Origin of the sequence: Cytobacillus sp. FSL M8-0252, from assembly GCF_038007345.1 — a bacterium.
GTDB classification, from domain to species: Bacteria; Bacillota; Bacilli; order Bacillales; family Cytobacillaceae; genus Cytobacillus; species Cytobacillus kochii.
Genome location: NZ_JBBOWZ010000001.1, coordinates 2016685 through 2041153 on the forward strand (window position 1 = coordinate 2016685; position 24469 = coordinate 2041153).

The following is a 24469-nucleotide window of genomic DNA, read 5'->3' on the forward strand; positions in this document are numbered from 1 at the left end:
CATTTACTAAAAACATCTTTCGTATTTATTAACTTTCATCTATAATATCTTGAGGGGAGGTGAACAAGCATGGCAGAAGTATTAGAACGTGTAACAAAAATCGTTGTTGATCGTCTTGGTGTTGATGAAGCAGAAGTAAAAGAAGAAGCGTCTTTCAAAGATGATCTTGGTGCTGATTCCCTAGATGTAGTTGAACTAGTAATGGAATTAGAAGATGAGTTTGATATGGAAATCTCTGACGATGATGCTGAAAAAATTGTAACAGTGGGTGACGCTGTAAATTACATAAAAGCAAAAAACTAATCGTTAGATAAGTATGAGTGAGGGATATCCCTCACTCAATCTTTCTATATAAATAGCAGTTAATGAGCCAGATGTCACTTTTGTGCTTATTGTCCGCCGTGACTTGAGTTAATCAGGTAGTGACGGACAGTAAGTACATCCAGATTTATCCTCATTAGCGCTTTAAACTTGGTTAAGAATTCTTTCTGCCAAGTTTCTTTGTGTTTTTATGTAAAATTGCTTAAACTAAGAGAGAATGATGTATATAAAAAGATAAGGTTTGTCATCAGTAATAAACCACGTCTAATAATGTAGACAAATATGTGTGGTTATCACCATTTAGGATAAATTTATTTAAGGTACAAGGTGGCTGTTAAAATGCGTAATTACAAAGAAAAAGAGAAAAGAAAACGTGCGGATGAAAAGAAGTTTAAAGAATTACAACAGGTATTATCTATTGAATTTAAAAACGAAAAATTATTAAGACAAGCTTTTACTCATTCTTCATATGTGAATGAGCATCGAAGAAAGCCTCATGAAGATAATGAACGACTCGAATTTTTAGGAGATGCGGTATTGGAATTAACAGTATCCAAATTTCTCTATATTAAATATCCGATGATGAGTGAAGGTGAATTAACAAAATTAAGAGCAGCGGTCGTGTGTGAACCTTCCTTGGTTGAATTTGCTAATGAAAGAGATTTTGGCCAATATGTTTTACTAGGCAAAGGAGAGGAAATGACTGGGGGGAGAATGCGTCCGGCACTATTAGCTGATGTCTTTGAAGCCTTTATTGGAGCACTATATTTAGACCAAGGGATTGATGTTGTTGTTTGCTTCTTAGAAAAATATGTTTTTCCTAAGATAGACTCTGGCGCATTTTCTCATGTAATGGATTTTAAAAGCCAATTACAAGAATTAGTGCAGAGAGATTCAGCGGGAATGATTGAATATAAGATTCTGCAGGAAAAGGGACCGGCTCATAATCGTGAATTTGAGTCAACTGTTTATCTAAACGGTGAAGAGCTTGGAACTGGTACAGGTCGTTCAAAAAAACAAGCGGAACAACATGCAGCGCAAATGGCATTAGAAGTACTTAAAAACCATGTGAACTAAATCTTTATAAAGGTGAAAAGGAGATTTAGTAAGGGAGGAGCAGAATTTTGTTTTTAAAGCAACTCGATATCGTCGGTTTTAAATCTTTTGCTGAACGAGTAACAGTTGATTTCGTTACTGGTGTAACTGCAGTTGTTGGCCCTAATGGAAGTGGTAAAAGTAATATTACGGATGCCATCCGTTGGGTATTAGGTGAACAATCAGCTAAATCGTTACGTGGCGTGAAAATGGGTGATGTTATTTTTGCAGGTAGTGATACACGCAAACCATTAAACTATGCAGAAGTTACTTTAACGCTAGATAATCATGATCAATTTTTACCACTTGACTACAGTGAAGTTAGTGTAACAAGAAGGGTTTTTCGTTCGGGAGATAGTGAATATTTAATTAATAAACAACCTTGTAGATTAAAGGATATTGTTGAGTTATTTATGGATTCGGGGCTAGGGAGAGAAGCATTTTCGATCATAAGCCAAGGAAGAGTAGAGGAAATTCTTAATAGTAAGCCGGAAGAAAGAAGAACGATTTTTGAAGAGGCTGCAGGTGTTTTAAAATATAAAACACGTAAAAAGAAGGCGGAAGTCAAACTAAGTGAAACAAAAGATAATCTAAACAGGGTAAACGATATTCTTCACGAATTAGAAACCCAAGTTGAACCATTGAAGATGCAAGCTTCTATTGCTAAAGATTATTTACAGCAGAAAGAGGAGCTTGAACAGTTTGAAGTCGGTTTAACAGTTTATGAAATAGAGGATTTGCATAAAAAATGGGAACAGCACTCGAATGATTTTGATCAACAGCAACAGCAAGAAATAGCCCTTTCAGCAGAGGTACAAACGAAAGAAGCGAAAATTGCTGAAGTACGAGACCGCACAGTCGCATTGGATGAATCAGTTAATGAATTACAAGAAGTACTCCTCCATGCGAGTGAAGCATTAGAAAAACTTGAAGGTCGTAAAGAAGTGCTTAAGGAAAGAAAGAAAAATGCTTCGCAAAACAAAGAACAGTTACAAAAAAACAAAGAAGTATTAACCATACGTGTAGAGGAACTTAAAAAGTTAAGACAAGAACAAGATCAAAAAACGCTTGCTTTAAAGTCTGAGGCCTCTACTTATGAAAAACAACTTTCCGAGAAGTTAGAACAGTTGAAGTTATATAGCGTTGATATTGATGAACAAATTGAGAACTTAAAAAGTGAGTATATTGATCTTTTAAATACTGAAGCAGCAGCAAAGAATGAACAGCAGATGTTGCAAAAACAACTTACGCAACAAGCAACGCGTGAAGAAAAGTTGATTGGTGATAATAGTCGATATATTGAGGAAAGAGAAGTATTGCTCGAACGTAAAGCGGCGTTATTGCATGATCATGAGGCAGTTAAGGCACAGTTAGACAACCATATACACCAATATAGGCAAAAGCAAAAAGAATATGAAATGTTGCAACAAACCTATGAAAAGGATGAAAAGAAATACTATCAAGCCATTCAATTTCTACAACAAGCACAGTCTAGAAAAGAAATGTTGGAAGAGTTGAAAGAAGATTATTCCGGGTTTTTCCAAGGTGTGAAAGAAGTACTGAAAGAAAGAAACAATCGCCTTACTGGTATTGAAGGAGCAGTGGCGGAGTTAATTGAAGTTCCTAAAGAATATCAAACTGCAATGGAAGTTGCGTTAGGCGCGGCAATGCAGCATATCGTTGTGCAGACAGAAGCTGATGGGCGAAAAGCCATTCAATATTTAAAGAGCCAATCCTATGGTAGAGCGACTTTCTTGCCACTTGATGTGTTAAAAAAGAAAACATTGAATGAAGCGCAATTAAAAATTGTGAAAGAACACGAAGCGTACATAGGGACAGCTGCTTCTTTACTGCAATATGATGCTAAATATGCTCCTGCTATTGAAAGCTTACTAGGCAACGTAATAATTGCCAGTGATTTAAAAGGAGCTAATACGCTAGCCAAGCTATTAGGGTATCGCGTACGAATAGTCACACTCGATGGTGATATCGTTAATCCTGGTGGCTCAATGACAGGCGGAGCGGTTAAACAGAATAAATCATCGATATTAAGTAGAAAAAATGAGCTGGATGATTTGAATGATAAAATCACTCATATGGATCAGCAAACAAAAGAACTTGAGGCACGTGTGAAGAAAATGAAGCAACAGTTCAAAGATGCTGAGCATATATTAGAAACGCTTAAGCAAAAGGGAGAACAATTACGCGAAGAAGAGCAAAGCCGTCTTGGTCTCCTTAAAGATATGGAGTATGAAGAGAAAAGAGTAAATGATCGCCTTTCTTTGTATGACCTGGATAAGGCACAATTTGTTGAAGAGAAAAGCCGCTTCGTCAATCGAGAAAACGAATTAACAGAAATACTGCGAAATTATGCTGAAGAAATTATCTCATTAGATAACCAAATTAAAGAATTAACGCAATTAAAGAATGTACAACAAACGTCAAAAGAAAGCTTACAAGAAGAGATAAACGAATTAAAGGTGCAATTTGCTTCTAAAAGTGAGCAACTAAAATCTGCACAAGATCGTTTGCGTTCAATCGTCTCAGAAAAAGCAGACACAGAAGAGAAATTACAACTCGTTATAGATGACTTGCATTTATTATCATCAGAAATGACCAATAATTCCTCAGGAGAACAACATCTCGAAGAAGAAGCAATGAGAAAGCGTGAAGATAAGAATCAAACGATTGAATTAATCGCTAAACGCAGAGAAGAAAGATTTTCATTGCAAACAGTACTTGAAGATATCGAAGTGGAGTTAAAAGAGTTAAAACGTCTTCATAAAGGAAGAGTAGAAGGATTAAAAGATCTTGAAGTGAAAATTAATCGATTAGACGTAGAGTTAGAGACCCGTTTAACACATTTGCGTGAAGAATATATGCTCTCTTATGAAGCAGCGAAAGAGGCATTCCCACTAAGTATTGATGTGGAAGATGCACGCAAAAAGGTAAAGTTAATCAAATTAGCAATAGATGAACTTGGCACGGTTAATTTAGGTGCCATTGATGAATATGAACGTGTTTCAGAACGTTACGAGTTTTTATTAGAACAGCAGAACGATTTACTAGCTGCAAAAGACACGCTTTTCCAAGTCATAGATGAGATGGATGTGGAAATGAAAAGGAGATTTCAAGAAACATTTGAAGGAATTCGTTTCCACTTTGAATCTGTTTTTCAATCATTATTTGGTGGGGGACGTGCAGATCTTAAGTTTACAAATCCTGAGGACTTATTAAATACTGGTATTGATATCGTCGCGCAACCACCAGGTAAAAAGCTGCAAAATTTAGGGCTTTTATCTGGTGGAGAAAGAGCTTTAACTGCGATTGCGTTATTATTTTCTATATTAAAAGTCCGGCCTGTCCCATTTTGTATATTAGATGAAGTAGAGGCAGCCTTAGATGAAGCTAATGTGCACCGCTATGCGAAGTACTTAAGAAACTATAGCCATGAAACACAGTTCATTGTGATTACTCACAGAAAAGGAACAATGGAGGAAGCGGATGTATTGTATGGTGTTACGATGCAAGAATCCGGCGTTTCAAAAATGGTATCTGTAAGGCTTGAAGAAACAAAAGAGATGGCGATGAGCTAACATAATGATAAGTCCCATTAGTAATTAGTTAGTGGGGCTTATCCTCATACATATTAATAGTAATTATTAGCAGATTGGAGTTATGAAAATGAGTTTTTTTAAGAGGTTGAAAGAAAAAATCACTTCACAAACGGATACTGTTACAGAGAAATTTAAAGACGGGTTATCAAAGACAAGAGATAATTTCTCTGGCAAAGTTAATGATTTAGTTGCAAGATATCGTAAAGTGGATGAAGATTTCTTCGAAGAATTAGAAGAAATTCTTATCCAAGCAGATGTTGGTTTTGATACTGTCATGACATTAGTAGAAGAATTAAAGATGGAAGTGAAAAGAAAAAATATTCAAGATCCGAAAGAGGTCCATGCAGTTATTTCTGAAAAATTAATTGATATTTATGAAAGAGCAGGCGAATCTTCTGCAGATTTAAATATTCAAGACGATGGTCTAACAGTTATGTTGTTTGTCGGCGTCAATGGTGTGGGGAAAACAACGACAATAGGAAAACTTGCTCATAAGCTAAAAGGGGAAGGAAAAAAGGTCATGTTAGCCGCAGGAGATACGTTCCGTGCTGGGGCGATTGAACAGCTTGAAGTATGGGGCGAAAGAGTCGGAGTTGAAGTAATTAAACAAGGGGCAGGATCTGACCCTGCTGCAGTGATGTTTGATGCTGTACAGGCAGCAAAGTCAAGAAAAGCAGATGTACTTATTTGTGATACAGCTGGTCGCCTGCAAAACAAAGTGAATTTAATGAAAGAACTTGAAAAAGTAAAACGTGTCATTGAACGAGAAGTACCAGGTGCACCTCATGAAGTTCTGTTAGCTTTAGATGCGACAACTGGGCAAAACGCAATGGTTCAAGCGAAAACGTTTAAAGAAGCGACAAATGTAACAGGTATTGTTTTAACGAAATTAGACGGAACAGCTAAAGGCGGCATCGTCTTGGCCATTCGAAATGAGTTGGAAATCCCAGTGAAATTAGTTGGTTTAGGTGAGAAAATGGATGATTTACAAACATTCAATGCAGAACAATATGTGTATGGATTATTTGCCGAAATGGTTGAAGCAGAAGAATAAGAATAAGAACAAAGCTCATTGCTGAAGAATGCAATGAGCTTTACTTAATGAAATCGGTTATTTTAAAATGACGGAAGCTTGGCTCACTAATATAGCTTATATATAAGTTGACACACTATAAAAGTCAGTCTATGCTTGACAATTCAGTGTGTGATAGGTAAACTTTACATTGTAAAGGCTTTTCACTTAACAAGGGGGTTTAGAGATGCTTGAAAAAACAACGAGAATGAATTATTTGTATGATTTCTATCAATCGTTGTTAACACCAAAACAAAGCAGCTATATGTCCCTTTATTATCTTGATGACTACTCCTTAGGTGAAATTGCAGAAGAGTATCACGTGAGCCGTCAGGCAGTTTATGATAACATAAAGCGTACAGAAGCGATGCTTGAGGAATACGAAGAGAAGTTATTATTGTTTCATAAATTTCAAGAGCGCGCTAAAATTATTGCAAAATTAAAGAGTAATTTTCAACCAGAAAGCTTAAAAGAACAATATGAAGCCTTGCTGGAAGAGCTTGAGAAATTAGATTAGGAGGCGGCGTGCATGGCATTTGAAGGTTTAGCCGACCGACTGCAGAATACAATTCAAAAAATCCGTGGAAAAGGAAAAGTAAGTGAAGCGGATGTAAAGGAAATGATGCGTGAAGTTCGCTTAGCATTACTTGAAGCCGATGTTAACTTTAAAGTAGTTAAACAATTCGTTAAAAAGGTAAGCGAACGTGCTGTCGGACAAGATGTAATGAAAAGTCTGACTCCAGGACAACAAGTCATCAAAATTGTTAAAGAAGAATTAACAGAGCTTATGGGCGGCGAACAAAGTAAAATCGCTGTTAGCAATCGTCCACCAACTGTTATTATGATGGTTGGGTTACAAGGGGCAGGTAAGACGACAACGACAGGAAAGCTTGCAAACTTATTAAGGAAGAAATATAACCGTAATCCAATGTTAGTGGCAGCTGATATTTATCGACCAGCGGCTATTAAGCAATTGGAGACATTGGGTAAGCAAATTAATATGCCTGTGTTTTCCTTAGGAGATCAAGTTAGTCCTGTTGAAATTGCCAAACAAGCCATTGCTAAAGCGAAGGAAGACCATCATGATTATGTGCTAATCGATACAGCTGGTCGTTTACATGTGGATGAAACCCTGATGACTGAGCTTAAAGATGTAAAGGACTTGACAAATCCAGACGAAATCTTCCTTGTAGTTGATGCAATGACGGGACAAGATGCTGTTAATGTAGCGTCTAGTTTTAACGAACAGCTCGGGCTCACTGGTGTGGTATTAACTAAATTAGATGGTGATACCCGTGGTGGAGCAGCACTATCTATTCGCTCAGTCACGGAAACACCGATTAAATTTATTGGACTTGGTGAGAAGTTAGATGCAATTGAAGCTTTTCATCCAGAGAGAATGGCCCAAAGAATTTTAGGTATGGGTGACGTGCTTTCACTTATTGAAAAGGCGCAAGCTAATGTAGATGAGGAAAAAGCGAAAGAGCTAGAAAAGAAAATGCGTACAGCTTCGTTCACGCTTGATGATTTTCTAGAGCAACTTGGTCAAGTGAAGACGATGGGGCCACTTGATGAATTATTAAAGATGATGCCTGGTGCAAACAAGGTAAAAGGGCTGAATAACTTAAAAATTGATGATAAACAAATTGCCCATGTTGAAGCCATTATTCAATCAATGACACAAGAAGAAAAAAGTCAGCCTGAGATCATTAATGCAGGTAGAAGAAAACGAATTGCAAAAGGTAGTGGGCGAACGGTCCCTGAGGTCAATCGCTTACTGAAGCAGTTTGAAGAAATGAAAAAAATGATGAAACAGATGTCAGGAATGCAACAAAAAGGGAAGAAAAAGGGCGGTTTAAAGCTTCCTTTTAACCCTTTTTAATAAAAAAATACTATGTAAAGAAAAAAACCTTTACAAACCAGGGTAGTATCTGATAATATACTATCTTGTGTGAAACTATTCGGAGGTGCTTTAAAAATGGCAGTAAAAATTCGTTTAAAACGTATGGGAGCTAAAAAATCTCCTTTCTATCGTATTGTAGTAGCTGATTCTCGTTCACCACGTGATGGACGTTTCATTGAAACAGTAGGAACTTATAATCCAGTTGCTCAACCAGCAAGTGTTGATATCAATGAAGAACTAGCGCTTAAATGGTTACAAGATGGTGCTAAACCGTCTGATACGGTTCGTAACTTATTCTCAAATGCTGGTATTATGGAAAAATTCCATAATGCAAAGCATGCAAAATAAGTGATTAACTTATGATCAAGGACCTTATCGAGACAATTGTGAAGCCCCTGGTTGATTTTCCTGAAGATATTCAAGTGAGTATTCGTGAAGAAAACCGAGCGGTGACCTATTTGCTTTCTGTCAACAAGAATGACATGGGGAAGGTAATTGGTAAGCAAGGGCGCATTGCAAAAGCGATAAGAACTGTTGTTTATGCAGCAGGTACTTCTCAAGAAAAAAAGATTTTCTTAGAAATTAAATAATCGATTCTATCGATATAGCTGAATAAACAAACATGAGAAAGGAGGGGATACCCTCCTTTTTTCACCATTAAACAAAATTTCACATTCTATTATTGAATGGAGGCTGGTTGATCTTGCAAATTATTCAAACGGTTACTGTGAAACAAGTTTTAACTGAAACGAGTAAACAGGAATTATTAAATAACTATGAATGGAAAAAACAGCAACTACAAAAAGAATGTGATCAATTTAAGTTTGAAATGAGAAAGTGGGAGAAGAACCAAAAGGCCCAAAATGGCCATCTTCGCTCCTTTTTTGATAAAGAAATAGAATCAAGAAATGAAAAAATGAAATTACTTGATTTTCAAATAGAGCAATTACATATGCTTCCACTTGGAAGTGAATTAAAAGAAAAAGAAGTTCAATCGTTAATAACCATCGAAAAGGGAGATAATTGGGAAGAGATCGAAAAAGGAAAAACGATTATCATTAAAGATGGATTGGTTGACGATATCCGCTAGAGGTGAGTATGAAATGGAAACATGGTTTAATGTTGGTAAAATTGTAAATACCCATGGTGTTCGTGGTGAAGTTCGCGTCATTTCTCGAACAGATTTTACAGAAGAACGCTATTCACCAGGAAATAAATTGACCTTATTTATGCCTGATAATAAACAAGGGAGAGAATTAACAGTTTCATCCCACCGCAAACATAAGTCTTTTGATTTACTTACTTTTGAAGAGGTTGTCGGTATGCAAGAAGCTGAAAAGCTTAAAGGTGGCATTTTAAAGGTAAATGAATCGCAATTGAGTGCATTAGAAGAAGATGAGTTTTATTATCACGAAATCATTGGGTGTAAAGTCTACACGATGGATGGTGAAGAGCTTGGTGAAATTAAAGAAATTCTTTCACCAGGTGCGAATGATGTTTGGGTGATTAAAGGTAAGCAGAAAAAAGAAATCCTCATTCCTTATATTGCTGATGTCGTTAAGGAAGTAAATATCGCTGATCAGAAGATTATGATCGATTTGTTAGAAGGCCTATTATAATGAAAATAGATGTACTATCTCTATTTCCAGAAATGTTTGCAGGTGTATTCGGTCATTCTATCTTAAAAAAAGCAAGTGAAGCAGGAGCTGCATCTTATAATGTAGTGAACTTTAGGGAATATGCGGATAATAAGCATCAAACAGTCGATGACTATCCCTATGGTGGCGGAGCGGGTATGGTGTTAAAACCACAGCCGATTTTTGATGCTGTCAGTGATATAAAGAGTAAAAGTGATGCAAATCCTCGTGTTATTCTTCTATGTCCTCAAGGAGAAAGGTTTACACAGAAAAAGGCTGAAGAGCTTGCCGAAAGTGAGCATCTAATTTTTATATGTGGACATTATGAAGGTTATGATGAACGGATTCGTGAACATATTGTAACTGATGAAATTTCCATTGGTGATTATGTGTTAACAGGTGGAGAATTAGGAGCTATGGTTGTCATTGACAGTGTGGTGAGATTATTGCCTAATGTTTTAGGAAATCAAGAGTCACATATGAAAGATTCTTTTAGTACTGGGATGCTTGAACACCCTCATTATACGAGACCAGCTGATTTTCGAGGATTGAAAGTCCCGGACGTATTAACCTCAGGAAATCACCTTCATATTGAACAATGGCGACAGAGGGAATCGTTAAAGAGAACGTATCAACGACGTCCTGATTTACTTGAACAAATAGATTTGACTGATGAAGAAAGAAATTGGTTAGAAGAAATTAAAAAAGAACAGATTTAACATTGATGTTCTGCGGATGATATGGTATTATAATCTTTGTGACTTGGGCTTGTTAAAAGTCTTTTGTCTGATAACGATGTTCCGCTGTAACACAAATGGTTTGCATGAGCGTCTTGGGAGGAGTTGAAAACGATGCATAAATTAATTCAAGAAATCACTCAAGAACAACTTCGTTCGGATCTACCTGAATTCCGTCCTGGTGATACTGTACGTGTACACGTTAGTATCGTAGAGGGAACTCGTGAGCGTATCCAAGTATACGAAGGAGTTGTGATTAAGCGTCGTGGTGGTGGAATTAGCGAAACTTTCACAGTTCGTAAGATTTCTTACGGTGTAGGCGTAGAGCGTACATTCCCTGTACACACACCTAAAATTGCGAAGCTTGAAGTAATTCGTCGCGGTAAAGTCCGTCGTGCGAAACTTTACTACCTACGTAACCTACGTGGTAAAAAAGCTCGTATTAAAGAAATTCGATAATCGGTTTAACAAAAGGGATGTAAGTTCAACTTATGTTACCTTAGTTAAAATGAAGAAAGGAGAGCTTGTATTTTTACAAGCTCTTTTTCTATACATATTTCTCATTTCTGATATGATAATAACATACTTATAGGCTGTTTTTTCAGCATTGGTAGTGTTAAGAAGCAGTTTGATTCTACTAAATCAAACAATAGTTCATTGTATAGTTGCATCGTCTACTTCTTTTATGTATAAAATAAGAGTATGTCAATAATTGAGAGAATAAAACGCAGCTGTATAAGTGGCTATGCTTTTAAAAGAGAAAGAATGGTGGGGAAACGATGGCTAAGAAGAAAAGTGAATTATGGGAATGGACAAAGGCATTAGTTGTCGCCGTCTTGCTAGCAGCAATTATTAGATATTTTCTTTTTGCACCGATAGTGGTAGACGGATTATCGATGATGCCAACACTGCATGATCAAGACCGAATGATTGTCAATAAATTCAGTTATAAAATTGGAGAGCCTGATCGGTTCGATATCATTGTTTTTCATGCACCAGAAAATAAAGATTATATTAAAAGGGTCATTGGTTTACCTGGAGACAAAATTGAATATAAGGATGATACATTATACGTAAATGGGGAACCTTATGAGGAGCCATATCTTGACGAGTATAAGCAACAAGTAGCTGACGGTCCATTAACAGAGCCATTTACGCTAGAAGAGAAAATCGGCCAAGAAACAGTGCCTGAGGGCCATTTGTTTGTAATGGGTGATAATCGCCGCTTTAGTAAAGATAGCCGTCATATTGGCCCAGTTCCTATGGAAGATGTATTAGGAACTGCTGGAATTATTTATTGGCCGATTGAGGATATTAGATTAATTAAGTAGATTTGAATGAATGATAACATCTAAAACACAATATGGCGCTTAAGGTGATTGCATGATTTCTCTTAACTTAAAGGATGAGTTTATCCTTTTCCTTAAACAAGCGCCATGATTGTGTTTTTTTAGTACGTAATAGGTAATTTAAATGTTTAATAAAGCGTAAATTTGAAATGTGAATTTAAAGGTGATGATACGTAATGACAATACAATGGTTTCCAGGACATATGGCGAAAGCTAGACGAGAAGTAACAGAGAAGTTAAAATTAGTCGATATTATTTTTGAATTGGTTGATGCAAGGATTCCTCTATCTTCACGCAATCCAATGATTGAACAGATTATTCAACAAAAGCCTAGATTAGTATTGCTTAATAAAGCAGATATGGCCGATCCTATCCTAACGAAACAGTGGATTGAATATTTTAAAAGCAAAGGATTAACCGCAATTAGTATTAATTCACAAGATGGTCAGGGTATGAAGGATATTACTCTAGCAGCCAAACAATTACTTCAAGAGAAATTCGACAAGCAAAAAGCAAAGGGAATAAGGCCGCGAGCCATTCGAGCGATGATAGTTGGCATACCTAATGCAGGTAAGTCAACCTTAATTAACCGCCTGGCGAAGAAGAATATCGCTAAAACAGGTAATAAGCCTGGTGTCACGAAGGCACAAAGTTGGATTAAAGTTGGCAAAGAGATGGAGCTACTTGATACGCCAGGGATTTTATGGCCGAAATTCGAAGATCAAGAAATTGGTTTAAAGCTTGCATTAACTGGTGCGATTAAAGATACGATCTTAAATCTACAAGATATTGCTGTTTATGCTCTGAGATTTATGACAGAACACTACCCAGAGAAGTTAGTTGAGAGGTATCAATTAAATGAGCTTCCTGAAGAAATCGTAGAACTATTTGATGAAATTGGCCAAAAAAGAGGCTGCTTAGTGAGCGGTGGTACAGTTGATTATGATAAGGTGACAGAGTTAATCATTAGAGAGTTCCGCTCAGAAAAATTTGGTCGCTTAACATTAGAAAGTCCGAAAGATATAATAGAAGAAGAGTAATGTGTTCATTGAATGGAAAGAAGAATGGAGTAAGTACATTATCCGAGTATAAAGGTCTTAATCATAGGCCTTTATTTTTTCGTCCATAAATGCAAATGTTTAAGAATTTGACCAATCTGTCGATGAAATAGGAGAGTGCAGATATGAAATCGATTAAAGAAATAGAGCAATTATTAAAGAATAGTGATAGAGAAGATGACTACATAAAAACATTAAGATTAGATGAAAGAAAAGGTGTGCAAAAAGCATTAGGACGCTGGGAAAAGCAAATAGAAAAACGAGAAGCCTTACTAGAGAAGTACGAGCTCATGCAAAAATACGAAAAGCTATTTAATAAGGAAGGTTATCGGTTGATCGCCGGTATAGATGAGGTGGGACGAGGACCGTTAGCTGGACCGGTTGTAGCAGCCGCCGTTATTTTACCTGAGAACATTCAGCTTCTAGGTATTGATGATTCAAAAAAACTCTCTGAAGAGAGACGTTTGTATTATTATGAAAGAATTATGGAGGAAGCAACTGCTGTTTCAACATGTATGATCGATCATCATGAAATTGATACAATGAATATTTTAGAGGCATCGAAAAAAGCGATGATACATGCGGTAAATAGTTTACATACTCAACCTGATTTTTTGCTTATTGATGCCGTTAAATTACCCACACCCTACCCGAGTGAATCAATTATAAAGGGCGATAGCAAAAGTATTAGTATTGCTGCTGCATCTGTTGTAGCAAAAGTAGAACGTGACAGGTTGATGAAAGCTTATGATAAACAATTTCCTGACTATGGATTTGCAAAGAATATGGGCTACGGTACAAAGGAACATTTGCGTGCAATTGAAGAAAAAGGAATATCGCCCATTCATCGTCGTAGCTTTGCTCCAGTTAAAGACTATCTAATTGACAATAGAAGGTGATAAGGTTGGTGGAAGTGAATGAATTAACGCTGGTTTCAAAAGACCCAATAAAAAACCAGCCACTCATGTTACGGCCAGGGCAATTGTTAAAGGGCAAAGTTTTGAAGGTGAACGAGGAAAACATGGCTGAAATTCAAATAGGGGCTCAGAAGATTTATGCGAAAACCGCAATCAATCTAATTAACAATAGTGATATTTGGTTTGTGGTGCAAAAGAATGGTGAAGGAATTAACTTACAAATTATCGATGAAAATCAACTTTTAAAAGGCATATCTCCCCAAGCGATTTTACAAACGATGGGAATAAATGCTACACAAGAAAAGGTTGAGCTAGTTAAATGGTTTCAAAGTCGAGAGATTCCACTTACTCAATCACTTGTAAAATCATTTACTCATTGGATGACAGGAGATACAAAACAAGATATCGCTGTGTTTAAAACACTTTTAGATAGACGATTACCATTAACTAAAGAAGTTTTCAACGCCGTACATAGCATGAAAAATGAGCCAACAATCACGTTCGCAATAAACAATCTTCAACATAAGCTTACGCCCTATCTCAATAACGAAACAGCTCAAACACTTGATAACCTTTTAAATAAATTTAACCATCTTTTCAATGATAAAATGTTAACAAGTTTAATGGATGGCTGGCTGAAAAATAGCGTTCAAGCAAAAGAAAGTTTCTCCTTGTTACAAAAGTTAGGTGTATTTTCGTCGAAAAGCAGTGAAGAACAAATCATTCAGCAGCTGTTATATACCAGTTCAGATGAAAAAAATAAAGCAATATTATCTCTTTTACAAAATATACAAAGCGGGGGATTACAAAAACAAACGGCCCCTTTTTTGCTCACATTAACAAAATTGAATCATGCTTTTTCATTTACATGGGAGAGTGGGACTAACTTACAGGCTAGCATAAAAAATGGAGAAATTACATTGCCTTTAAATGCTAACCAGATAACAAGTTTAATAAAGGATGGTCTGGCGAAATTATATGACCATCCATCAATCCCCACCAAGCAAACCTCATTACCACTTGTAGATGTTTATTCTCGTATGCAAGAACAACTTCAAGTGCTAGAAAACATAAATAAAAACGCTTATTCAAAAACGCAACAACTTTTGTATAATATTGAGGAAGAAAACAGGCAGCAATTACATAACCCAGTGATGATAAAGGGTGAACTAAAGCAAATATTAGCTATATTCGGTTTAACTTATGAACAGCAACTTAATGAAAGACAGCCAATTAACATTCAGGCGATTAAACCACTCATTTTACAGTTGATCAAAGAAATCCAGCAACCTGCTCTGAGTGAAGCTGCTAAGGAGTTATTAAATAAAATCACTGGGATGCAGCTACTTTCACATGATACAAATGGACTCTCCCACTTTGCCCTACAGTTGCCATTTCCACTAAGCCCATTCAGTAAACTCCTTTCAATGCAGTGGTCAAGTAAAAGGAAAAAGAATGGGGAAATTGATCCAAGTTTCTGTCGGGTGCTATTTCATTTAAATATGGAAACATTGGGTGAAACCTATATAAAGTTGCAGATTCAAAACAGAGTAATCACGATGAATATTTCAACTGAAAACAAAAAACTGCTCCCAGATACCCAGCCATATGAGGAGCTGATTAAACGTAAATTAAACGAAACGAATTATCAATTAACACAAATTAATTTTTCCGAAATAACAAGTAAAGTAGAAGAGGATAAGACGGATAAGACGGATACATTTCAAATTACAGGTGTTGATATGCGAATATGAATGGACAAAACGCTAAACAAGCAGTTGCCTTAACTTACTCAGAAAAGATGGATGCACCGGTCGTTTCTGCAAAGGGAAAAGGGCTTATTGCAGAAAATATAATAACTGTTGCACAACAGCATGAATTACCGATTCAAGAAGACCCTTCTTTAGTGGAGTTACTAGGAAAATTAAATATGAATGAAAAGATACCTGAAGAGCTGTATCAAGTAGTCGCGGAAGTTTTCGCGTTTATTTATCAAGTAGATAGAAAAGCGAAAGACAAAGAAGTGCGAAATAATGGTGTCCGTTCACTGAATCAACAGTAATACTTTTTGACCCATTCAAGTGGAGTATGGTAATTATTCATCTTTTTGAAAAGGCAAAGTAGTTGAAACAATAATATTTTTTTGAAATAGAAAAAATGCGATGAGATAAAGGCTTAAAGCACTTTTTTTGAATAAGTATTGAATCAGCTGATTGAATATTTCAGCTAATACAGTAGACAACTTTTGTCACATTATATAAAATGTAAACGCAGTCTAATTTTTTGAAGAGTTAGTTAGGAGGATGGGAAATGAATATACATGAGTATCAAGGAAAAGAAGTCCTCAGACAATACGGGGTTGCAGTACCAAATGGTAAAGTAGCATTCACTGTTGAAGAAGCAGTAGAAGCCGCAAAAGAATTAGGTACTGACGTTTGTGTTGTAAAGGCGCAAATCCATGCAGGTGGACGTGGAAAAGCTGGCGGAGTAAAAGTAGCTAAAAACTTGGAAGAAGTGCGTACATATGCTGAAGAAATTCTAGGTAAAACGCTTGTTACTCACCAAACAGGACCAGAAGGAAAAGAAGTAAAACGTTTGCTTATTGAAGAAGGTTGCGACATTCAAAAAGAATATTATGTTGGACTAGTTTTAGACCGTGCAACTTCTCGCGTAACGCTAATGGCTTCTGAAGAAGGCGGAACAGAAATTGAAGAAGTAGCAGAAGCTACTCCAGAGAAAATCTTCAAAGAAGAAATTGATCCAGTTGTTGGATTAACAGCGTTCCAAGCACGTCGTATTGCTTTTAATATTAATATCCCTACAAAGCTTGTAAACCAAGCTGTTAAATTTATGATGGGTCTTTATCAAGCATATGTAGAAAAAGATTGTTCAATTGCTGAAATTAACCCATTAGTTGTAACAGGGGACGGTAAAGTAATGGCCCTTGATGCAAAATTAAACTTCGATAGCAACGCATTATATCGTCGTAAAGACATTTTAGAAATGCGTGATTTAGAAGAAGAAGATACAAAAGAAATTGAAGCTTCTAAATATGACTTAAGCTATATCGCACTTGATGGTAACATTGGTTGTATGGTTAACGGTGCGGGCCTTGCTATGTCTACAATGGACATTATCAAGCATTATGGCGGCGATCCGGCAAACTTCCTTGATGTTGGGGGCGGTGCGACTGCTGAGAAAGTAACTGAAGCATTCAAAATTATCCTTTCTGATGAAAATGTTAAAGGTATTTTCGTTAATATCTTTGGCGGAATTATGAAATGTGATGTTATTGCTACAGGTGTTGTTGAAGCGGCTAAACAAGTTGGATTAGAAGTTCCTCTAGTTGTACGTTTAGAAGGTACAAATGTGGACTTAGGTAAGAAAATTCTTGCTGAATCTGATGTTGAAATCGTTGCAGCAGACTCTATGGCTGACGGAGCGCAAAAAATCGTATCACTTGTAGGATAAGACCTATAGGTAGATGGCGAAAAAAGTGATAATGGGCATAGTGCCTTAGTTATTATTTTTGAGATACGGAAATCAGGAAGGAGAAAAAAACATGAGCGTATTTATTAATAAAGATACAAAAGTGATTGTACAAGGAATTACTGGTTCAACTGCGCTATTCCATACAAAACAAATGCTTGAATATGGTACTAAAATTGTCGGCGGTGTGACTCCTGGTAAAGGTGGCATGGAAGTCGAAGGTGTACCTGTTTTTAATACTGTGAAAGAAGCTGTTGAAGCAACTGGTGCGACTGCATCTGTTATTTATGTCCCAGCACCTTTTGCTGCAGATTCAATCATGGAAGCAACTGATGCTGAATTAGATCTTGCTATCTGTATCACAGAACACATTCCAGTACTTGATATGGTGAAAGTGAAACGTTACATGGAAGGTAAGAAAACGCGTCTAGTTGGACCTAACTGTCCTGGTGTTATTACAGCAGATGAATGTAAAATTGGTATTATGCCAGGATACATTCACAAAAAAGGTCATGTGGGTGTAGTTTCACGTTCTGGTACATTAACTTATGAAGCAGTGCACCAATTATCAGAAGCTGGAATTGGACAAACAACTGCTGTAGGTATTGGTGGAGATCCTGTTAATGGTACAAACTTCATCGATGTACTAAAAGAGTTTAATAATGACCCTGAAACTTATGCAGTTATCATGATTGGTGAAATCGGTGGTACTGCAGAAGAAGAAGCTGCTGAGTGGGTAAAAGCGAACATGACTAAGCCAGTTGTTGGCTTTATTGGTGGTCGTACAGCGCCTCCAGGAAAACGTATGGGCCATGCTGGTGCGATTATTTCTGGTGGTAAAGGAACAGCTGATGAAAAAATCCGTGTAATGAATGAGTGCGGAATACAAGTAGCTGATACACCTTCAGTAATGGGTGAAACACTTATTAAAGTGTTAAAAGAAACTGATCTTTATGATAAATGTAAAACGCATTAATTAATAGATAAAGTCCCCTTTTTAAAGAAGGGGACTTTATTAAATAAAATAATATACTTAAAATTCAGAAAAAAGGAGTGCGTTCTTATGAATGATTTGATGACAACTAAACTACTTACTCTCCATCATTGTCGATCTGTATCGTGGAAAACGCTATATCAAATTGTAAAAGCAGATCCCACCCTTTCCTCCATCTCTTTTCAGCGACCAAACCCTCTCCCTTATTTTCACTTCCTAAATGCAGATACGAGAAAGAAAATTAATGATGAAATTCTTACCTTAAACATGGAAGAGCTACTTTCACAGTACGTATACAACGACATAAAAATCATTTCTATTATGGATGAAAATTATCCTAAGCTTTTGAGAGAAACGTATCAGCCACCTTGGTTTCTCTATGCAAAAGGAGACTTGTCGTTACTCAATATGAAACCAATTCTTTCTGTTGTCGGAAGTCGAAATATGACTGAATACGGAGCGAGAGTCATCGAAGAAATTTTTCCCACACTCATAAAAAGAGGATTTATTATCGCAAGTGGTTTAGCAAAAGGAGTAGATGCCCATGCTCATAAGGTAGCTATGCACTTGAGTGGGCATACGATTGGTGTATTGGGAAGTGGATTTTTTAATATGTATCCAACTGGTAACCGCCATTTATTTCAGCAAATGTCTCATAATCATCTAGTGTTATCAGAGTACCCACCGCATACAAAAGCGGAAAGATGGCATTTTCCAATGAGAAATCGCATAATTAGTGGTATTAGCCGTGCGACTTTAGTCATTGAGGCAAAAAGGAAAAGTGGTTCTCTTATTACTGCTAACTTTGCTGTTCAAGAAGGTAGAGATGTGTTTGCGGTACCAGGAGGCATTCTTTCACCTTTTTTCTCAGGAACGAATGAACTGATTCAAAATGGTGCGAAATTAATACTTTCAGCGGAAGATATTATAGAAGAGCTGGTATATTAGGGGCAAAAATCATAAATTTTACAGGAATTTTTATGAAAAAGGTTGAAATTATTGTAAAACTGTTATACATTTTGCTTCAGAAGTTTGTTTGTATGACAGCAAATGGAGAGGCGATAGTAGCGGTTTAGATTTGACAAAGCTAAATAAATTGATTAATAATAGTGGATATTTCGAAGAACAAATACGATTGAGCATTTAAATAGGTAGAAAATGGTCAATAAATAAGAATAAACATTTATTTAAATGAAAGAAACAGCGGGTTTAGCAAATTTATTCCCTCTTGAGGAGGACAACTGGATGTCAGATTTTCTAGTAATCGTAGAATCCCCAGCTAAAGCAAAAACAATAGAAAGATACTTGGGGAAAAAATATAAAGTGAAAGCATCCATGGGGCATGTAAGGGATTTACCTAAGAGCCAGACGGGTGTAGATGTTGAAAATAATTATGAACCAAAATATATAACGATTCGCGGTAAGGGACCCGTATTAAAAGAGTTAAAAACAGCTGCAAAAAAAGCGAAGAAAATTTATCTCGCAGCTGACCCCGATCGCGAAGGGGAAGCAATTGCATGGCATTTGGCGCATAGCTTAGATATGGATATTGATTCAAAATGTCGTGTTGTATTTAATGAAATCACAAAAGATGCCATTAAAGAATCTTTTAAACATCCAAGAGCGATTAATATGGATTTAGTTGATGCCCAGCAAGCAAGAAGAATGCTAGATAGGTTAGTGGGCTATAATATTAGTCCACTACTATGGAAAAAGGTTAAAAAAGGGCTTAGCGCCGGTCGTGTACAATCAATTGCCGTTCGTTTAATCCTTGATAGAGAAAAGGAAATTAACAAATTCGAACCAGAAGAATATTGGAGCATAGATGGAGAGTTTGTCAAAGGTAAATCTACTTTTGATGCAAGCTTTTTTGCCCTAAATGGTAAGAAGTTTGAGTTGAAATCTGAAGAAGATGTGCAAGTTGTTTTAAAAGAGTTAAAGAATAATGAGTTTGAAGTAACAGATGTAACGAAAAAGGAGAGAAAGAGAAACCCTGCAGTTCCTTTTACTACATCTTCTCTTCAACAGGAAGCAGCAAGAAAATTAAATTTCCGAGCAAAGAAAACAATGATGCTTGCTCAGCAGCTTTACGAAGGTATTGATTTGGGAAAAGAAGGTACAATCGGATTAATTACTTATATGAGAACGGATTCTACGAGAGTATCTGAAGTTGCTCAAAGTGAAGCAGTGGATTATATTACAAACCAATATGGCAAAGAGTATTTGCCAGCATCAAAAAGAAAAGAAAAGAAAAACGCTAATGCTCAAGATGCACATGAAGCCATCCGACCTACCAGTATATTAAGGGAACCGAATTCGCTGAAAGAGCATCTTTCAAGAGATCAGCTTCGTTTATATCGTTTAATCTGGGAACGTTTTACTGCTAGTCAAATGGCTCCTGCCATAATGGATACAATGAGTGTTGATTTAATCAACGGTCAAGTGACCTTTAGAGCAAATGGTTCAAAGATTAAGTTCCCTGGGTTTATGAAAGTTTATGTCGAAGGAACAGATGATCAGACGGAAGAAAAATCTAATATGCTTCCTAATTTAAAAGAGGGAGATAAAGTCGTTAAGAAGGATATTGAACCGAAACAACACTTTACTCAACCACCTCCAAGATATACTGAAGCAAGGTTAGTCAAAACGCTTGAAGAACTAGGTATAGGTAGACCATCAACTTTTGCACCGACGTTAGATACAATTCAGAAGCGCGGCTATGTCACATTAGATAATAAACGTTTTGTGCCAACTGAATTAGGAGAAGTTGTTTCCGTACTATTAATGGAGTTTTTCCCTGAGATATTAGACGTGGAATTTACTGCAAAAATGGAACAAGATCTGGATTATATTGAAGAGGGAAAAGAAAATTGGGTTAAAATCATTGATGAATTTTATCAAGGTTTTGAAAAACGATTAGAAGTAGCAGAGAAAGAAATGCAGGAAATAGAAATTAAAGACGAACCTGCGGGAGAAGATTGTGAACAATGTGGAAGCCCGATGGTATACAAAATGGGACGCTATGGCAAGTTTATGGCTTGCAGTAACTTTCCAGAGTGTCGCAATACAAAGGCAATAGTGAAGGAAATCGGTGTGAAATGCCCTACTTGTAAAGAAGGTAATATCATTGAGAGAAAAAGCAAAAAGCGCCGTATCTTTTATGGTTGTGACCGCTACCCTGAGTGTGAGTTTATTTCATGGGATAAGCCGATAGCAAGAAGCTGTCCGAAATGTGAATCACTACTTGTTGAGAAAAAACTGAAAAAGGGTGTACAAGTACAGTGTGTTGACTGCGACTATAAAGAAGAGAAACAAGGATAAATTGAAGTGAGCAATGGTTTGCTCATTCCTAATAAAAAAGTATATGTGCACATAGAAACGAACAATTATTAATTATTTATATTAATTGTTCGTTTTTTTTATATTAAAAGCATATTTTTGTGTGTTCAAAAAAACGAATTGGTTTTAAAGAAGATAGGGTTTTTTTCGAAGTCATATAAAGATCTTGTTTAATTGAATTTGAGAGATGTGAATATGAAAGTAAAGATAAATCGTCGTTCCTATTTTAAAAACAACTAACTATTTAATATCTTATAACTGTTCTATATCAGTAATAATGAATGATGGAATCAAAATACAATTTGAAGTTTTTGTGAAGTATTAGAATGAAATGTTATCAAATGAGATGATAAAAATGCGATGATTGTGGTAAAGATGGTTAAGAGACTGAAAGCAATAACATCATGTATTCTATGAAAAAACGGTAAAATCACACAGTGGATGGACAAATGATTTTTTGAGATAGACAACGGTTAAAAAAATACTTTATGCTTTCAAATTTTTTTGTAATATTGTACAATGCAATTTGGGATTAAAAGATTACACTCGTTTATGATTTAGTTAAAACGAACAATTAAATGAATGATATAAATTATTTTACAATAAGTAAGGAGAATTAATTAATGACTGAACAGGTAGTAAACGTAGTTGGGGCTGGGTTAGCTGGAAGTGAAGCCGCTTGGCAAATTGCTAAACGAGGCATTCAAGTACGCTTATATGAAATGAGACCAGTTAGACAAACAGCAGCTCATCATACAGATAAATTTGCTGAATTAGTTTGTAGTAATTCTTTAAGAGCCAACAATTTAACGAATGCTGTAGGTGTATTAAAAGAAGAAATGAGACAATTAAATTCTGTGATTATTTCTTCAGCAGATGAAAGTGCAGTTCCTGCAGGTGGTGCTTTAGCTGTTGACCGCCATGACTTCGCTGCGAGGGTAACTGAAGCAGTGAAGAATCACCCGAATGTGACAGTGATAAATGAGGAAGTAACGGATATTCCTGAAGGGATTACTGTTATTGCGACAGGCCCATTAACAAGTGAATTACTTTCTGAAAAACTACGTGAACTGTCTGGGGAAGATTATCTTTATTTTTATGATGCAGCGGCACCAATTATCGAAAAAGATTCCATTAATATGGATAAAGTCTATTTGAAATCTCGTTATGATAAAGGGGAAGCAGCTTATTTAAATTGTCCGATGAACGAGGAAGAGTTCAATGTATTTTACGAAGCGTTAATTAATGCTGAAACTGTGCCGTTAAAAGAATTTGAGAAGGAAATCTTTTTTGAAGGTTGTATGCCTATCGAAGTGATGGCATCTCGTGGAAAGAAAACAATGCTCTTTGGACCGATGAAACCTGTTGGTTTAGAGGATCCTAAAACAGGGAAGAGGCCATATGCTGTTGTTCAATTACGTCAAGATGATGCAGCAGGTACACTTTATAATATTGTTGGATTCCAAACGCATTTAAAATGGGGGCCACAAAAAGAGGTACTTCGTTTAATACCAGGTTTAGAAAATGCTGAAATTGTAAGATACGGTGTCATGCATAGAAATACTTTTATTAATTCTCCTAAAGTGCTTAAATCAACTTATCAATTCAAGAATAGAGAATCTTTATTCTTTGCTGGGCAAATGACTGGCGTAGAAGGATATGTTGAATCAGCTGCTAGTGGGTTAATTGCAGGGATTAATGCTGCCCGACTTGTGAAAGGGCAAGAAACAGTAGAGTTTCCGATTGAGACTGCTATTGGGAGTATGGCAAGATATATTGCTAATGCCAATCCGAAGAATTTCCAGCCTATGAATGCCAATTTTGGTTTATTCCCAGAGTTAGAAAAAAGAATTAAAGGTAAGCAGGAGAGAAATGAACAACATGCTAATCGAGCATTAGAGGCAATTCAGAACTTTGTGAAAAATATGTAAATTTTCTTGCGTGGGTTGCTTAAATATGATAGTATGATGAAGCCCTTGTGAGGTGAGTACAAAAAATGAGCGAAAATGTGAACATTTCTTTAAAGTTATTTATCGAATATTTACAAATCGAAAAGAATTATTCACAATATACAATTGAGCATTATCAGACGGATATAAAAGGATTTTTTATGTTCATGGCTGAACAAGGTTTGAAAATGTTAAATGATGTCGAATATATGGATGTTCGATTATTTCTAACAAAGCTTTATCAAGAAGGTTTAGCTCGAAAGACTATTGCTCGTAAAATTTCCTGCTTAAGAAGCTTTTTTAAGTTATTAGTACGAGAAGGTATGGTTAACGATAATCCTTTCCAATTAACATCCATCCCAAAAGGTGATAAAAGACTACCGCAGTTTTTTTATGAAGAAGAGATGGAACAACTCTTTAATAGTGTAGAGGTAGATACAGCACTTGGCCAAAGAAATATGGCGATTTTAGAAGTGATGTATGCAACAGGCATAAGGGTAGCTGAATGTGCTTCTATACAGCTGAGTGATATTGATTTGGATATTTCCGTTATTCTTATTCATGGAAAAGGGAAAAAAGATCGATACATACCATTCGGAAGTTTTGCTCACGATGCTCTTTTAAAATATTGTCATGATGGACGTCTAAAACTCCAAAAAGAGAAGAGCAACCATTTATTTTTAAACCACCGTGGTGGCGCATTAACTGACCGCGGTATAAGAGGTATATTAAATAAATTGATTGAAAAGTCGTCTCTAGAAGGTGGCATCCATCCCCATAAGATTAGGCATTCATTTGCTACACATTTAATGTCAAATGGGGCTGATATGAGAACAGTTCAAGAGCTTTTAGGTCATGCTTTTCTTTCATCAACGCAAATTTACACACATGTTACACCTGATTACTTGAAAAAGACATATAATCAGTATCATCCTAGAGCATAGATTTTAAAGAAGTTTAACTATATGATGGATAAACGAATAGTCATACTC

The 24469-nt window shown here is 36.2% G+C and carries 23 protein-coding genes; all 23 read left to right on the plus strand.

What is annotated here, in order from left to right; genetic code table 11:
• Nucleotides 1-69: 69 nt before the first annotated feature.
• The 23 genes from MKX83_RS10395 to xerC all read left to right on the plus strand — a co-directional run bounded on the left by MKX83_RS10395 (nucleotide 70) and on the right by xerC (nucleotide 24421).
• On the plus strand, nucleotides 70-303 hold the full coding sequence (locus tag MKX83_RS10395) for an acyl carrier protein (protein ID WP_095369559.1): 234 nt from the start codon (nucleotides 70-72) through the stop codon (nucleotides 301-303).
• Nucleotides 304-660: 357 nt separating this feature from the next.
• On the plus strand, nucleotides 661-1398 hold the full coding sequence (gene rnc / locus MKX83_RS10400) for a ribonuclease III (RefSeq protein ID WP_095369558.1): 738 nt from the start codon (nucleotides 661-663) through the stop codon (nucleotides 1396-1398).
• 47 nt (nucleotides 1399-1445) lie between these two features.
• Entirely contained in the window at nucleotides 1446-5012 is a 3567-nt protein-coding gene (gene smc / locus MKX83_RS10405; RefSeq protein ID WP_328199081.1) for a chromosome segregation protein SMC, read from the plus strand.
• An 88-nt stretch (nucleotides 5013-5100) separates the two neighbouring features.
• Nucleotides 5101-6087, plus strand: coding sequence for a signal recognition particle-docking protein FtsY (gene ftsY / locus MKX83_RS10410; RefSeq protein WP_095369556.1), 987 nt, complete (start codon nucleotides 5101-5103; stop codon nucleotides 6085-6087).
• 205 nt (nucleotides 6088-6292) lie between these two features.
• On the plus strand, nucleotides 6293-6622 hold the full coding sequence (locus MKX83_RS10415; protein ID WP_095369555.1) for a putative DNA-binding protein: 330 nt from the start codon (nucleotides 6293-6295) through the stop codon (nucleotides 6620-6622).
• A gap of 12 nt (nucleotides 6623-6634) precedes the next feature.
• Entirely contained in the window at nucleotides 6635-7987 is a 1353-nt protein-coding gene (gene ffh / locus MKX83_RS10420; RefSeq protein ID WP_095369554.1) for a signal recognition particle protein, read from the plus strand.
• A gap of 96 nt (nucleotides 7988-8083) precedes the next feature.
• A complete protein-coding gene (gene rpsP / locus MKX83_RS10425; RefSeq protein WP_095369553.1) occupies nucleotides 8084-8356 on the plus strand; it encodes a 30S ribosomal protein S16 in 273 nt (90 codons plus the stop codon).
• A 14-nt stretch (nucleotides 8357-8370) separates the two neighbouring features.
• Nucleotides 8371-8598, plus strand: coding sequence for a KH domain-containing protein (locus MKX83_RS10430; protein ID WP_095373476.1), 228 nt, complete (start codon nucleotides 8371-8373; stop codon nucleotides 8596-8598).
• Between the two features lie 113 nt (nucleotides 8599-8711).
• Nucleotides 8712-9098: a YlqD family protein gene (locus tag MKX83_RS10435; protein ID WP_095369552.1), complete on the plus strand. Its 387-nt coding sequence runs from the start codon at nucleotides 8712-8714 to the stop codon at nucleotides 9096-9098.
• A 13-nt stretch (nucleotides 9099-9111) separates the two neighbouring features.
• A complete protein-coding gene (gene rimM, locus MKX83_RS10440; protein WP_095369551.1) occupies nucleotides 9112-9627 on the plus strand; it encodes a ribosome maturation factor RimM in 516 nt (171 codons plus the stop codon).
• Nucleotides 9627-10364 carry a tRNA (guanosine(37)-N1)-methyltransferase TrmD gene (trmD, locus tag MKX83_RS10445; RefSeq protein WP_095369550.1) on the plus strand — a complete coding sequence of 246 codons (738 nt, stop codon included), beginning with the start codon at nucleotides 9627-9629 and terminating at the stop codon, nucleotides 10362-10364. Before rimM ends, trmD begins: the two co-directional genes overlap by 1 nt.
• Nucleotides 10365-10496: 132 nt before the next feature.
• Nucleotides 10497-10841: a 50S ribosomal protein L19 gene (gene rplS, locus MKX83_RS10450; protein ID WP_095369549.1), complete on the plus strand. Its 345-nt coding sequence runs from the start codon at nucleotides 10497-10499 to the stop codon at nucleotides 10839-10841.
• Nucleotides 10842-11161: 320 nt separating this feature from the next.
• Nucleotides 11162-11713, plus strand: coding sequence for a signal peptidase I (lepB, locus tag MKX83_RS10455; RefSeq protein WP_095369548.1), 552 nt, complete (start codon nucleotides 11162-11164; stop codon nucleotides 11711-11713).
• A gap of 194 nt (nucleotides 11714-11907) precedes the next feature.
• On the plus strand, nucleotides 11908-12771 hold the full coding sequence (gene ylqF / locus MKX83_RS10460) for a ribosome biogenesis GTPase YlqF (protein WP_251161464.1): 864 nt from the start codon (nucleotides 11908-11910) through the stop codon (nucleotides 12769-12771).
• Nucleotides 12772-12914: 143 nt separating this feature from the next.
• Entirely contained in the window at nucleotides 12915-13688 is a 774-nt protein-coding gene (locus tag MKX83_RS10465; RefSeq protein WP_307314456.1) for a ribonuclease HII, read from the plus strand.
• 8 nt (nucleotides 13689-13696) lie between these two features.
• The gene (locus MKX83_RS10470; RefSeq protein ID WP_341055266.1) at nucleotides 13697-15460 is read left to right on the plus strand and encodes a hypothetical protein; all 1764 of its coding nucleotides are present in this window, start codon (nucleotides 13697-13699) and stop codon (nucleotides 15458-15460) included.
• A complete protein-coding gene (locus MKX83_RS10475; RefSeq protein WP_095369544.1) occupies nucleotides 15457-15768 on the plus strand; it encodes an EscU/YscU/HrcU family type III secretion system export apparatus switch protein in 312 nt (103 codons plus the stop codon). The genes MKX83_RS10470 and MKX83_RS10475 overlap by 4 nt, the downstream gene beginning before the upstream one ends.
• Before the next feature lie 248 nt (nucleotides 15769-16016).
• A complete protein-coding gene (gene sucC / locus MKX83_RS10480; RefSeq protein WP_095369543.1) occupies nucleotides 16017-17177 on the plus strand; it encodes an ADP-forming succinate--CoA ligase subunit beta in 1161 nt (386 codons plus the stop codon).
• Between the two features lie 91 nt (nucleotides 17178-17268).
• Nucleotides 17269-18171, plus strand: a complete 903-nt coding sequence (gene sucD / locus MKX83_RS10485; protein WP_095369542.1) for a succinate--CoA ligase subunit alpha — start codon at nucleotides 17269-17271, stop codon at nucleotides 18169-18171.
• An 87-nt stretch (nucleotides 18172-18258) separates the two neighbouring features.
• Complete coding sequence (gene dprA / locus MKX83_RS10490) at nucleotides 18259-19137, plus strand: DNA-processing protein DprA (RefSeq protein WP_095369541.1); 879 nt, start codon at nucleotides 18259-18261, stop codon at nucleotides 19135-19137.
• Between the two features lie 297 nt (nucleotides 19138-19434).
• Nucleotides 19435-21510 (plus strand): type I DNA topoisomerase, encoded by a 2076-nt coding sequence (topA, locus tag MKX83_RS10495; RefSeq protein WP_340974531.1) that lies wholly within the window; start codon nucleotides 19435-19437, stop codon nucleotides 21508-21510.
• 641 nt (nucleotides 21511-22151) lie between these two features.
• Entirely contained in the window at nucleotides 22152-23459 is a 1308-nt protein-coding gene (gene trmFO / locus MKX83_RS10500) for an FADH(2)-oxidizing methylenetetrahydrofolate--tRNA-(uracil(54)-C(5))-methyltransferase TrmFO (protein ID WP_341055269.1), read from the plus strand.
• A gap of 65 nt (nucleotides 23460-23524) precedes the next feature.
• On the plus strand, nucleotides 23525-24421 hold the full coding sequence (xerC, locus tag MKX83_RS10505; protein ID WP_322909228.1) for a tyrosine recombinase XerC: 897 nt from the start codon (nucleotides 23525-23527) through the stop codon (nucleotides 24419-24421).
• Nucleotides 24422-24469 lie beyond the last annotated feature (48 nt).

Excerpts from the sequence above, each read along its gene's own strand:
- MKX83_RS10415 (WP_095369555.1), top strand. The coding sequence starts at position 6,293 with ATGCTTGAAAAAACAACGAGAATGAATTATTTGTATGATTTCTATCAA.
- rnc (WP_095369558.1), top strand. The coding sequence starts at position 661 with ATGCGTAATTACAAAGAAAAAGAGAAAAGAAAACGTGCGGATGAAAAG.
- MKX83_RS10475 (WP_095369544.1), top strand. The coding sequence starts at position 15,457 with ATGAATGGACAAAACGCTAAACAAGCAGTTGCCTTAACTTACTCAGAA.
- rpsP (WP_095369553.1), top strand. The coding sequence starts at position 8,084 with ATGGCAGTAAAAATTCGTTTAAAACGTATGGGAGCTAAAAAATCTCCT.
- rplS (WP_095369549.1), top strand. The coding sequence starts at position 10,497 with ATGCATAAATTAATTCAAGAAATCACTCAAGAACAACTTCGTTCGGAT.
- trmFO (WP_341055269.1), top strand. The coding sequence starts at position 22,152 with ATGACTGAACAGGTAGTAAACGTAGTTGGGGCTGGGTTAGCTGGAAGT.
- sucD (WP_095369542.1), top strand. The coding sequence starts at position 17,269 with ATGAGCGTATTTATTAATAAAGATACAAAAGTGATTGTACAAGGAATT.
- dprA (WP_095369541.1), top strand. The coding sequence starts at position 18,259 with ATGAATGATTTGATGACAACTAAACTACTTACTCTCCATCATTGTCGA.
- topA (WP_340974531.1), top strand. The coding sequence starts at position 19,435 with ATGTCAGATTTTCTAGTAATCGTAGAATCCCCAGCTAAAGCAAAAACA.
- ffh (WP_095369554.1), top strand. The coding sequence starts at position 6,635 with ATGGCATTTGAAGGTTTAGCCGACCGACTGCAGAATACAATTCAAAAA.
- ftsY (WP_095369556.1), top strand. The coding sequence starts at position 5,101 with ATGAGTTTTTTTAAGAGGTTGAAAGAAAAAATCACTTCACAAACGGAT.
- rimM (WP_095369551.1), top strand. The coding sequence starts at position 9,112 with ATGGAAACATGGTTTAATGTTGGTAAAATTGTAAATACCCATGGTGTT.
- sucC (WP_095369543.1), top strand. The coding sequence starts at position 16,017 with ATGAATATACATGAGTATCAAGGAAAAGAAGTCCTCAGACAATACGGG.
- lepB (WP_095369548.1), top strand. The coding sequence starts at position 11,162 with ATGGCTAAGAAGAAAAGTGAATTATGGGAATGGACAAAGGCATTAGTT.
- MKX83_RS10395 (WP_095369559.1), top strand. The coding sequence starts at position 70 with ATGGCAGAAGTATTAGAACGTGTAACAAAAATCGTTGTTGATCGTCTT.
- xerC (WP_322909228.1), top strand. The coding sequence starts at position 23,525 with ATGAGCGAAAATGTGAACATTTCTTTAAAGTTATTTATCGAATATTTA.
- ylqF (WP_251161464.1), top strand. The coding sequence starts at position 11,908 with ATGACAATACAATGGTTTCCAGGACATATGGCGAAAGCTAGACGAGAA.
- MKX83_RS10465 (WP_307314456.1), top strand. The coding sequence starts at position 12,915 with ATGAAATCGATTAAAGAAATAGAGCAATTATTAAAGAATAGTGATAGA.
- trmD (WP_095369550.1), top strand. The coding sequence starts at position 9,627 with ATGAAAATAGATGTACTATCTCTATTTCCAGAAATGTTTGCAGGTGTA.